The 13,056-nt window shown below is 51.4% G+C and carries 5 protein-coding genes; 2 read left to right on the forward strand and 3 right to left on the reverse strand.

The window, feature by feature from the left end:
- Positions 1-213: 213 nt before the first annotated feature.
- Complete coding sequence (gene thrS / locus F1593_RS25800) at positions 214-2,004, reverse strand: threonine--tRNA ligase (RefSeq protein WP_149404436.1); 1,791 nt, start codon at positions 2,002-2,004, stop codon at positions 214-216.
- Positions 2,005-3,052: 1,048 nt separating this feature from the next.
- Between thrS and F1593_RS25805 the strand changes: the two genes are divergently transcribed.
- The gene (locus tag F1593_RS25805) at positions 3,053-5,020 is read left to right on the forward strand and encodes a nitrilase-related carbon-nitrogen hydrolase (RefSeq protein ID WP_149404437.1); all 1,968 of its coding nucleotides are present in this window, start codon (positions 3,053-3,055) and stop codon (positions 5,018-5,020) included.
- Positions 5,021-5,135: 115 nt separating this feature from the next.
- Positions 5,136-8,135: a sensor histidine kinase gene (locus F1593_RS25810; protein WP_149404438.1), complete on the forward strand. Its 3,000-nt coding sequence runs from the start codon at positions 5,136-5,138 to the stop codon at positions 8,133-8,135.
- A 13-nt stretch (positions 8,136-8,148) separates the two neighbouring features.
- Here F1593_RS25810 and F1593_RS28680 read toward each other — a convergent pair whose 3' ends face one another.
- Both F1593_RS28680 and F1593_RS25815 read right to left on the reverse strand, forming a co-directional pair.
- Positions 8,149-8,316 carry a hypothetical protein gene (locus F1593_RS28680; RefSeq protein ID WP_172632454.1) on the reverse strand — a complete coding sequence of 56 codons (168 nt, stop codon included), beginning with the start codon at positions 8,314-8,316 and terminating at the stop codon, positions 8,149-8,151.
- Positions 8,317-9,020: 704 nt separating this feature from the next.
- The gene (locus F1593_RS25815) at positions 9,021-12,623 is read right to left on the reverse strand and encodes an AAA family ATPase (RefSeq protein ID WP_149404439.1); all 3,603 of its coding nucleotides are present in this window, start codon (positions 12,621-12,623) and stop codon (positions 9,021-9,023) included.
- Between the last annotated feature and the right edge of the window lie 433 nt (positions 12,624-13,056).

Consider the following 13,056-nt stretch of genomic DNA (forward strand, 5'->3'; position numbering starts at 1 on the left):
AATTGGTCACTGACTTCCCACGGTTTGGTTCGGGCCATCTTGGTTTCTCCTTTGCTTGGGGGATTCGTGTTCCTTTCCTTGTTCTTGATTCTATCATCTCCTTCCACGTTTTCGGATAAGTTCTGAAGGGGCTTGGGAATCGTACGATGAAGAGGCAAGCGCACCTCGGTTGCGACCTCGGCACGCACCTACAAATCTCTTTATTGAGGATGGTTAGAGCTCGAAGCTCTTGCTTCTGGCAATACCTGTGACACGTTCAATCAAATCTTTGACGGCAATGGATTTCAGATCGACGTTTGTGCGCAGGCGTACCGATACGGCCTCGGCGGCAGCTTCTTTGTCTCCAACGACCAGCATATAGGGAATTTTCTGTAGTTGGGCATCGCGGATCTTGGCGTTCATGCGCTCGCTGCGTATGTCTACCTCGGCACGGATACCGGCAGCTTTTAGTTGTTCCAATACTTTATATGCGTAGTCCTGGTGACGGTCGGCAATGGGAATGATCATGGCCTGGACCGGGGATAGCCAGACGGGGAATGCCCCGGCGAAGTGCTCGATGATCATGGCCATAAAGCGTTCCGTGGAACCAGTCACGGCGCGATGGATCATCACCGGACGATGTGGTTGTCCATCTTCACCAATATATTCGAGCTCGAAATTCATCGGCTGGTTGAGGTCGAGTTGAACCGTGGCGCATTGCCATTCACGTCCCAGAGCGTCGCGCACCATAAAGTCGACCTTGGGCCCATAGAAGGCCGCCTCACCAATCCCCAACTCATATGTGATATGCCTGCCCTCAACAGCGGAGCGCAACGAGGACTCAGCCTCATCCCAGACCTCATCGCCCCCGACATAATCCTCTTTCTTTTTGGGATCACGCAGCGATAGGCGTACATAGTAATCGCTCAAACCATAGGTTGAGAAGACCTCTGCCGTCAGGTTGACAGCATTATTAAACTCTTCCTGGATCTGATCTGGACGCATGAAGACGTGGGCATCATCCTGTGTCAGGCTGCGCACACGTGCCAGACCTGTCAGCGTACCAGTTTTTTCATAGCGATAGAGCGTAGCAAATTCAGCGTAGCGGATTGGCAGTTCGCGATAGCTGTGCATCTGGGATTTGAATAAGGTGATGTGATGCGGACAATTCATTGGCTTTAAAATGAAGGCATCATCCTCGGATGTTTCTTGCTCGCCTTTCATAATCGGGAACATATTCTCGCGATAGGTATACCAATGCTTGGATGTTTTATAGAGGCGCACCTTCCCGATATGCGATGTCCAGACGTGCTGATAGCCATAGCGTTCCTGCGTATCTCGCACATAGTTTTCCATCAGATGGCGCAGCATCTCGCCACGCGGATAGAAGAGTGGAACACCTGCGCTGACATCGTCGCTAAAGGTGAAGAGTTTGAGTTCGCGTCCCAGTTTGCGATGATCGCGCTTCTGTGCCTCTTCCAGACGCCAGAGATACTGATCCAGTTCTTCCTGTGTGAACCAGGCGGTGCCATAGATACGCTGTAACATTGGACGATGCTCATCACCACGCCAGTAGGCACCAGCGACACGCATCAATTTGATCGGGCCAATCTCGCTGGTATTATCCACATGTTGTCCACGGCACAGATCCAGGAACTTGCTCTGCTGATACATACCGACCTCGGCATCCGGTAAATTCTCGATCAGCTCAACCTTATATTCCTGGTCCTTCTTCTGGAAGTATTCCAGAGCCTTTTCGCGCGGCCAGCGTTCTCCCGTAAAAGGATGATTACCCGCGATGATGCGGCGCATGCGTTGCTCGATGTCAGGCAGATCATCGGGCGTCAGCGCGCGTGGCAGATCAAAATCGTAGTAAAAGCCATCTTCAATCGCGGGGCCAATCGCAAAGCGGGCATCCGGGAAAATCTCCTGGACCGCCTCAGCCATCACATGTGCTGCCGAGTGGCGCATACGCTGAAGCGGTGTATAATTTACCGCCTCCTCGATCTCTACTTTACCTGACATGATCAATGCCTCCTGTTTCTAGACAATAAAAAAACCCTTTCATCCCCTCTTGGGACGAAAAGGTTGATGCATAGCATAAGCACTGCTCTTCGTGGTTCCACCCTGTTTCCGCGTATCTTGCGCACACTGTTACTATCCAGGCTGACCGTGTACTCTTTCCGCAAGAAAGACGCGCTCTTCTCTACCCTATAACGTGGGTAAAGCGGATACTTTACTCTCTCAGTATCGACTGGCGAGGGGTATCATCTTCTGGCAAGGTCGTGTAAGCACTCTCAGCCGCTGATACTTACTCTCTGTGACCCGCGAGTGAAGAGACATATCTCGCGTAACTGTCATACTCTATATTCATTCTATTAGTATCATAGTAACATAGCATCCTCAACCTGTAAAGAGCCATAACACTTCAAACATTTAAATCAAATGTAGCAAATGCACAAAAATGTCGGGCCACACCTACATTCTAAGAATATTTAGATACCAGGGAATTATTGTCAGTTTTGATTGTTAAATGTTCAAAGAGGTGTAGGGGGTATCGCTCGGGTGTATAGACCTTTTTAGGCATATATCCACATAAATCAGCCTGTAGAGCGCGTCTAGCGTTATATGGTGTATGGGTGTAGGCAAAATGCTATATATAACCACTATACACAGGTATATATGGTACAAGAGTGGTACTTTGTGCATTTTGCCTACACCTATACACCTTTTACCTATGATTATGTGCCTGAACTGGCTTCTGAAGCGGTTTTATCCAGGTGTGCCTGAAAAAAAGTCTATACACCCGACTACACCCATATGGTTAAGGGCATCGTACGCATCATGGGAATGCTGGCCTCCGTTGCGACGTCGTACTGTATATGAGCAGGCAACCTAGTACTAAATTCGCTCCTTTGCATGCTTGTGCACCGCGTGGCTGAACCGTGGTGATATAATACAAGAGTTATCGATCTTTGATTAGAGGCTGGTTCGCCAGCGAACTTATACTATCAGCATCTTGTTGCAAGCTATGGCTTTCCGATAGCCATATACCAGGAGCACATAAGCTTTGATGAGCTCTCTCTTCACTCACGAACCACAATTCTCCACATATCGAGTTGCGGCCATTCAATATGAGCCAACTCTGGGCGAGAAAGAAAAGAATATTCTGAATCTTCTGCAGTTAGTAGAAGATGCGGTCGCGCATGGTGCGCGGCTTATTGTGTTGCCTGAAATGGCGACAACTGGCAATTGTTGGATCTCTAATGATGAGATTGCTCCTTATGTAGAGTCTATTCCTGGTCCTACTACGGAACGTTTTCTGGCTGTGGCGCAAATGCATCAATGTTATATTGCGCTGGGTTTGCCAGAGGTGGATTCTGAAACTCAGCTGTATTATAACAGCGTTGTTTTGCTTGGTCCCGCCGGGATTATTGGTACCTATCGCAAGATTCATCTGGATATTGGTGATCCTCGTTGGGCCAGTGAGGGAGATCAGGGTTTTCCTGTCTGGGATACCCCCCTGGGCCGTATCAGCGCCCTGGTGGGAAGCGATGCGAAGTATTTTGAAGCAGCCCGTATTGCCGCTTTACATGGAGCCGATGTTCTGCTCTATCTGGCAAATTGGGCTGAAGAGACGTTTCCGATCAGTTGGTGGATGGCACGCGCTTTTGAGAATAAGGTGTTTGTGGTGGCGGCCAATCGCGATGGTCGCGAACGTGGAATACAATTCCATGGCGGGAGTTGTGTGCTTAATCCAGATGGATCGATGCAGACATTTCTTGAGCATGGCGTGGGCATTGCCTATGGTGAGGTGGATGTGCAGCAGAGCCGCGATAAGCGCTGGCTCCATCAGTCTGAGACGGTTGGTTTACCACTGGCTGATCGCTCGCCAGGCAACTATCGTCCACTGCTGCAGAATAGCTATCTCTGGGAGCCTTTACGCTATCATAGCCTTTATGAGTTGGGTGAATTGCCCACAGGTCAGCTTTCGTGCACAGGTATTGTGCAGATAGATCTGTCATTCTTGCCCGCGGTCCCGCAGCATTCGGCTGCCGAACGCATTCAAGCGCTACTGGATTGGTTGCGTTCATTGATGCGGGATAATGCTCCAGCGGTGCCTGATGTGCTGGTGTTACCTGAATTGGTTTTGCCAGGATCGGTGCCTCCACAGATTGTGACGCAAAATGATCTTACGGCACTCGCTGCGCATTTCCGAGCCGGGGCGATTCAGGTGCCCGGCCCTGAGACGGATATGCTGGTGGCGCTGGCAAATGAGTTGCAGGTGAGTCTGGTGCTGGGTGTTGCCGAGCGCAATGAGTCAAATTATTACAATACTGTGTTGCTGATCGATCCTGAAGGTGTGTATGGTATCTATCGTAAGATCCATCTCAGTCCGCACGACCGTTTGTGGGCGACACCGGGGAATCTCGGTTTCCCAACCTTTGATACTCCTGCCGGGCGTATTGGCCTGGCGACTGGCTATGATGTCCTGTTTCCTGAGACGTTGCGCATCTTAGCCAATAAGGGAACCGATCTGGTCTGTGCACCGGCGCTATTGGATTATCCTGTGCCGATAGCTCTGTCGATTTCCCAGGCCCCGATGGGACTGTTGAATAACTTTGATACTGACAATCCTTTCCATTTCCTGATCTGGCGGACACGTGCCGCGGAACATAATGTGTATCTGGCCGTGGCGAATTGGTTTGGCACACAACATGGCGTTCAGGCGAATGGTATGAGTGGTATCTTTTCTCCCGGCGGTAATAGCTATGCCCTGCCAGAGGTGATCGCGGATGAGGATGAAGAGGGGCTGATGATGATGACTATCGATACCCGTGAGCAACGTACCGGACGACGTACCACGCGTATGTTGGATTATAGCCCCGGTGACATGGCAGGCTCATTGACTGGCGAATTAGCATATAACATTCTCGATTCTATTCCTGGCAATCTCGTTCGTAGTAAACCAATGCTGAGGAAACGTCAGCTATTCTGGTATATGGATCTTGTGCGCAAATATGGGGATACGGCTGAGTGATTGCTGTAGGCACAGTAGAAAAGCAATGTGGAGTTGTGGATTGAGAAATATCTGCGGCTCTTGTAACACTGCCATGTCCTGATTATCTGTGCGCCTGGGAGCGTGCACGAAGACTATGGCGATAGATCGAAATTCACGGTTGGATAAGCAGAATGTGTATCGCTATGCTGGCGTAGCGTCGTTTTTTGTTGGCGTTTTTTGTGGTAGTGGTTTGCTCTGGATACTCTTTGTTGGGGTTCCCTTTGGCGTGCGCGCAATTGAGATAAGCGCTCTGATCGTGATGATGGTGACCGCGCTGATTGGCGCGTTCTGGTCCTGGCAATCCTTGCACTGGGCCCATTCTGGCCTCTTGCAATTGCGCCTGGACGTGCGTTTCTCCTGGCTCTTTATTGGCCTGGCCCTGCTTTCTTTTTTCGGTCGTGGGGTCTATAATCTGCTGCTCTGGTCCGGCAGCACCGTAGATTATGCCACGGTACACCCCATGAAATTTGTGCTCTATGGCCTCTTTTATCCCTGTTTGTTTGTTAGCCTGCTCTATTTCCCCGGTACCTCACGCTTGCGCGTTAGCATGATCGTTGATATTTTGATTACAACCTGTTGTCTGGTTGGCCTCTCCTGGTATGTCCTGATAATCTTGTTGACACCCGCGCACTTATCTGCCGTCTGGTCCCTCCGCTTGAGCGCGGATCTGTGCTATGTGGCTGGCGATATATTTCTGCTCCTTCTGCTCCTCCTGCGCTTCCAGGAAGGCATTCAGAGGGCCATGTGGCGTCCCGCTCTCCTGGTGGGAGGCGCGCTCCTGTTTCTGTTTAGCGCCGATGTTGCTGGAGCCTGGTTGGATATTGCCAGTATTCCTGTGTATTATCCAGCTTGCCTCTGGATTGATCTATCCTATAGCAGTGGTCTCTTGCTGCTTGGTCTTTCGACGTTATATCAATATGGCGCATTGCTGGGATCTGAGCCTGCGGTCCTGGCGAATGTTGCAGCTCTCCCTACCGTGCCGTCACTGTTCCCAGAGAGCACAATGCTGGGATGGGAAACACAGCATAGCCGTTGGCATATACAGAATATGTATGTGCCGCTGGGCTTGATCCTGGGGGGAGTGAGTGTCTGGGTGGCATTGCATCTGCGCGATCTCAGTACTGAGTTGGTACAGGGATTGTTCCTGGTGTGTGCCCTGGTGGGCTTGTTGATTGTGGTGCGCCATTTTTTTGCGACGCGTGAGAATAACACCTTGCTTCAAGAGCGCGATCAACGCTTTAAGGAGGCTGAACAGGTACGCTATCTGGTGAGCCAGTTGACAGATATTCTGGACATCGGGTATTTGCGCGAACGCATCATGAATGTGGTGATTTCTCAGTTTGGTTTTACTTCGGTAATGCTGTTACTGATTGAGGAGTATACGCAACCATTCATGGCGAATTCCCATATTCTGGTCGGTACCGCGTCGCGTCTGGTGCAGTCTACCAACTGGCGCTTATCAGGCGAGTCTATTCTGTCCTGGCTTTTGCAGGAGGGGAAAGAATGCGAGTTGTACTGGGCTGATCATGCGAGAGAATTGCCTGGCGAGGTACTGCGCTGGCAAGAGAAGCAGCATGTTCCATCAATGCAGTTCTTTCCAATTATCTATCAAGGACGTATCCGAGGGAGCCTGGGAGTGGCTCGCCATGTACTGGCCCGGACCGATGCCTTGACGGCGGCGATTGTGCGTGGCTACGCGCATCAGATCGCAACGATTATTGAGCACGCTTATCTCTATCAGGAGGCGCAGGAACGCGAGATGTTTGCACGAGCCATGGTAAATATATCGACACGTTTAAATGCAGCAGTCATGGACCCCACTGAGATGGGACAGTTAATCTGTTCGGAAGGCGCTCGGGCGTTGAATGCTGATGTGGTGTTATTTTATCTTCGCCTTCCTGATGGTTCATTGACGCCGTTTGCAGCCTCAACGGGCGAACAGATTGAAGAGATCTTGCTTGACGAGTGGCCGACACTGCACCTGCCGGAATATGAAGAGGAGACGGCTTATCCTTTGCAGCCATTTTTGCTACATGTCAGTCCATCCCGTAAGTCCCAGCCACAGGCCAGTCAGGGAAATAGTAGTAATGATGGATTGGATTCATTTTTTCGTGAGCAATTGCCAGGCTCACGACAATTCGCGCTACGGGCCAAACTTCTGCACCATCATATTCATACCGCGATTATCGCGCCCCTGCTAACCAATGGTTTGCTCAATGGTATTCTGATGCTTGCGCGCTGGTTACCGCCTGGCAGCACCAGTGATCCTTCTTTTAATGAAACAGCTCTTTCGCATGCACAGGATTTTGTTGAGCAGGCCAGCGTGACATTTACCAATGCTCAGCTTTATCAGCACCTGAGCACCGCCCATGAACAGCTAAAAGAGTTAGATCAGCTCAAAGATCACTTCATGACCACAGCTTCACATGAGTTGCGTACTCCGCTGACCGCAGTTCAGGGCTATATTGAACTGATCGCGCAGTATGATGATGAGCTTCCACCTGAGCAGAGACATGAGTTCTTGCAGAAGGCCCAATTGGGTTGTGAAGAGTTGGCGATCCTGCTCAATAATGTCATGGATGCCAGCCGCATTGAGGCCGAGGCTGCCATCAAGCCAGCCCTGCTTACGCGTGTCTCAGTCAATGATATCCTGGCAAAAGTTCAGTTAATGATTGAGCCTCAGTTGACGTATCAGGAGCGTCAACTTACCATGGACATCCCGGCCCAATATTCGGTGTACGCCGATCCTGTGCGACTCCATCAGGTTTTGATGAATATCAGCACCAATGCACTGAAATATTCACCACCAGGAACGCCGATCCACTTCGCCGTAGCACGCTCTACAGAGCACGACAAAGCGGTTGTCATCAGTATTACCGATGTCGGGAAGGGCATTGCTCCGCAAGAGCAGTCACGGGTCTTTCAGCGCTTTTATCGGCTGGAGAGCGACGTCAATAGTCCCATTCGTGGTTCAGGATTGGGATTATATATCTCATGGCGCTTAATTGAAGCCATGGGTGGGAAGATTTGGATTGAGAGTAGAGGTGTTCCGGGAGGGGGATCTACATTCCACATACTATTGCCCATGGCTTAAGCGGCAAATGGCATTATTTCTTTGTATTCGCACCCTCAGTGGCATTGGCCTGTTTCTTAACAAGCAAAGGAGCGTGCTGTTCACAATAGCGGAAGCTCCGTCCGCCAGCCAATAATTGAGCATAAGCTGCTGGCTCACCACAGGTATCACAGCGCCCAACATGTGTTTTCACGGCCTTCATAAGAGCAAATTACCTCCTCAAAACATCTATAAGATTCAATGGCATTGTTGGATTATGTAACTGAAAATCTGCTTGTATCATACCACAAAATGGCGACACGCAGAGGCTTTATTGTGTTCAGGTGAAGACCACGAAGCATGCTTATGTTCGGATTGTATATTTGCACCTGTGCATTTTTGTCAGTGTCTTATGTAAGACTTCTTCTCTAGTGGATTCGTTATCTCCAAAGAGTAATATGCCATGGATTAGCCTGCAGAGCCAATTTGTGTGATGAATGCAGCGAAAAGTTGCACCAAAGATTGCGCAAAGTAAGAGGGAGTATACTATAGATAAGGAATGAGGAATGGTCGTTGGGGTGCCAATCTGTTCTGTTGATCGGAACTCCGGACGTGGAGATGCAAGCCTGCGTATAGTGCGTGGCTGTGTTGAGCAAAGCTCCATGTGCCCACTGTATCGTTTGCGTTTGTAGACGACACGTTGCGTTGTAGATCTGATCCAGACAATCTTCGATCATTCCTTTTATTCCTGAACCAGACTATCCCGCAGTTCCGTCTGCCGCGCCTCCATTTCCCAACCTATATAGCAATAATGTACAAAGACGTAGGTGCGGGCCGAACGCATGTGAGGTCCGCTTTCCCGTTCATCGTACCGCAATCTTCCCCAACGCTCTGTATCGTTCTCTCCCCGACACAATTATTGCCTCTCTAATTGGTTTCAAGTTCGGCGTCGATAGCAGCAGGGACACTCACTTTGATGGCCGGGTCGCGTATATCGATCTCAAGTTTGTCATCGTTGGCGCTGACGTGTACCTCTCCATTTTGAGGAATGTTGGCGAGCAAGATTCTCAGGCTCAATGGGACGGTCAGCAGGCGTTCGATGACACGGCGCAGAGGGCGTGCTCCTTGCGTCTGACTGAAGCCTTCTTTACAGAGTAGATCAATCGCGCTCTCGTCGGTATGTAAGATCAGTCCCTGTTCCAGCAGGCGGGATGCCAGGTCATTGATCTGTAGATGAGTAATCTCGTGCGTTTGCTCTTTGGTGAGCGGATGGAAGATCACAACGTCATCAATGCGGTTGAGAAATTCAGGACGGAAGGTCTGGCGGAGCCGTTCCATCAGGCGTTCACGTTGCATCTCTTCGGCCGTCTCTTTGATGGTTGCTCGAAAGCCACTGGGCATTGAGCGTCCCAGCATTTCTGTGCCTACATTGGAGGTCATGATCCAAATGGCATGTTGCGCATCTACCATGTGTCCCTGGGCGTCGGTCAGGCGACCAGCATCAAAGACCTGAAGGAAGAGATCAAAGACTTCGGGATGGGCCTTTTCTAGCTCATCCAGCAGGACTACACAGTGTGGACGTCGCTTGAGTTTGCCAGTCAATTGGCCTTCCTGATCATAGCCGACGTAGCCGGGAGGAGCTCCGATCATACGCGAGACAGAGTGTTTCTCCATATACTCTGACATATCGACGCGGATGAGATGTTCATCCGAACCGAAGACCTCGGCAGCCAGGGCGCGGGCCAGTTCGGTCTTGCCTACGCCGGTGGGTCCCAGAAACATAAACACACCCGCCGGGCGGTTGCGCGGCTTGAGTCCCGCCCGCGAAACCTGGATGGCCTGCGCGACCCGTGTGATGGCCTCATCCTGACCAATCACGCGCGATTTCAGACGTGCCTCCAGGCTGAGCAAGCGATCTCGCTCCTCGCGGCCGGGTGCGCGTACTGGAATGCCCGTACGAGCTGAAATAACTTCGGCGATCATTGCCGCCGTGATCACTGGAATAGTTTCTCCATTTTCCTGTTCCTCCAGTTCCTGTGGCTCTTCTTCCAGAGAGAAGACACGGGCCTGTGAACAGGCTTCATCCAGAACGCTACAGGCTTTATCGGGCAGGCGCAGATTGGGAAGATATTGTACTGAGAGCTGAACCGCAGCCTGCAGTGCTTCATCCTTAATGGTAGCATGGTGATGATCTTCATACAGATCGCGCATCCCTTGCAGGATGACCAGGGCATCTTCTGGGGATGGCTCTTCGATCATGATGGGTCGCAAACGTCGCTCCATCGCCGCATCTTTTTCGATCAGGCGATATTCCTGGGGCGTGGTCGCGCCGATACAGCGCAGGCGTCCACCGGCCAGGGCTGGTTTGAGGATACCAGCGGCATCGATACTGCCATCGGCGGCACGTCCCGTCCCGATCAGCAGGTGCATCTCATCGATGAAGAGAATGATGTTGCCACTCGTCTCTGCTTCATCCAGAACCTTGAGCAGGCGTTCCTCGAATTCTCCACGGTATTTTGTCCCCGCGACCAGCGAACTGGCGGATAGCTCGATCAGGCGCTTGCCACGTAGCTCGGCTGGCACCTTACCATCGACGATCTTCTGGGCCAGTCCTGCTACGATAGTGGTCTTGCCAACGCCAGAGTCGCCAATTAAGATGGGATTATTGCGATCCTTGAGCATCAGGGTTTGCATCAATTGACGCAGCTCTTTTTCTCGTCCAATCAATGGCGCAAGCTGCTTATTGCTGGCCTGCCTGGTTAGGTCGCGGCCCAGACGTTCGAGGGCCGAGTTCCCACCCTTGGCACTGATATCGGGATTAAGGGCACCCGGTAGGTCATCTCCCACGGCCTCTGGATTGGCTGTGGCCGATGGGACAAGTTCAAGGAGCGCGTGAGCACTACTGGTCAGAATCATCTCGATCAGCTGACTGGGATTGATGCCCAGCTTGGTCAATAATTCGTGTGTGACGCCATCCCCTTCACTGAGGACGGCCTGGGCGATGGCCCGCTCATCCACCGATGAGGTGCCAGCCGCGACCGCATTATGTTCAGCGGTTTGGAGGATCTCTTTACAGCGCCGGGTGGGCAGGATTGCCGCATCGCTGGTCGCTTTGCCAGTGCCTAATGCCAGGCGAATGACGTCGCGTACCTGTTTGGGAGAAAATCCGAGATTGCGCAATGCATCCTGCGTACAGCCGCCATCCAGCTTGGTCAGGGCGATAAAGAGATGGGGTGTGCCGAGATAGTCCTTATGCATTCTGCGGGCCTCCCCGAGTGCGAATTCCAGCACAGCGCGCATAAAGCGGCGATCGGGGGCATTGGTCGAAGATAATAACGGCGACATTAACTGGTTGTCGTCGAAGGGATCAACGTGCTGCTCAAACTGGCGCTCTTTATTTGCCAGTGTACTGATAACCAGACGTTGTGTGGGATCTCCATAGAGCACAAACGATAGACTGGAGCTGTCATCGACATAATGTTGTGCCATAGCCAGGCGTGCACGGCGCAAAGCCTCACCCAGAGCGATGCCATCTGCGATATCCTGATAAAAGAGCATCATAAATTCGCGGGCGCGGGCAGGATTAATCGGCCAGCGCTGCAGAATAACTGCACTGGCACCCGCGGTCAGGAGCGAATTTGCCAGTTGATCGGCCTGCGCATCGCGATCCTGTCCCGGATTGAGGGCTGTGGTACCACTGGACCGTCCCGAACGTTCCTCCTCATAATAGCTGAGGAAGATCAAGGGATGTTTGGGTAAGCCTGGAAAGAGTTGTTCCAGGGCCGTGGTATCCAGGCGAGAATTGCCCGCCAGCGCCAGTGCCGGTTCATTGTTGCTATTCATAACCGGATATGGGCCTGCATAATGCAGCACATGTGGTGCATCCGAGGTCATGCGCACGCGCATCTCTAACTGATTGGCCTGCTGACGATAGAGAATAATGCGTGTGACAGATTCTGGTAAGCTGGTACAGAGGGAGGCGACCTCCTCTTCAGCGCCGGGTCGCTCACCAGTAGGATTTACCAGAAAGAGCACTGAAAGCCCCTGTGTATCGCGTTTCGTGGTTTTGTTGCGCGTGACGCGGTCGAGATTGGAGGTGCGTTGAGCTTGCTCCTGTTCTTGGAGGATAAGTCTGCCAACGCTCATGCCTTGACAGAGGTAGCGCCTGGACTTCATGTGATTATCATAGAGAAGTTCCCAGGGAATATCAGGAGTATTCGTGCTGATAATTAATGTGGAGTCGAGCCGCCGCAATGTTTCCTGGAGCGGGCCCGGGAGTAATGAGTCGAAAAGAAAACGTCCCAGGGCAAGGAGTGCATCACTTGTCGGACCAGTCTTGAATAACGGGCGTCTGGCCTCGCTGTTTTGACCAGTCTGATTGACTGCCTGTAGCACGCGGCGTAAGCGGTCGCGGATCTCATTCGTGAGATCCGTGCTGTACTCCTGGCCTACAGGGCCATCGGGAAGATCAATGCGAAACCGATAAATTGTGTCTGTACGTATGATGCTTAATAGGGCTGGTTGTTCCATGAATACTTCTCTTCCACAATCTTCCCGTCAATCGTAATATCTACGACTGCTACAAAAATACACACGAGTTCTCGGCAAAAGCAGTATACGTGTCTCAACCTCTTTGTGTCAATAGTTCGGATTTTAAGAGATTATTTTTGCGCGTATCGATATTAGCCAGGGCGAGGAAAAATATGCTTGTTCGTACCCTATTATACCACCATGTTCCCACTTCCCCATTTCTTAGTACCCACTGGCCTCTTTCGTCCTCTCTCGCCTGCGGTGGGAAAGAAAAGGAGCAAAAGGGGTATTTGGGGACACCCCAATACGGTTCAAATAGTCCATGCTCCTGCGGAGCACCCGGAACGATGAAAAGGAGGTAAAATAGGAGGTGAACCAGCGCCAAGATTCACAGATCGAGATGTTATCTAGTGGAACAAACCTGGGTTCAAAT

This window comes from Dictyobacter arantiisoli (assembly GCF_008326305.1).
Taxonomy (GTDB): domain Bacteria; phylum Chloroflexota; class Ktedonobacteria; order Ktedonobacterales; family Ktedonobacteraceae; genus Dictyobacter; species Dictyobacter arantiisoli.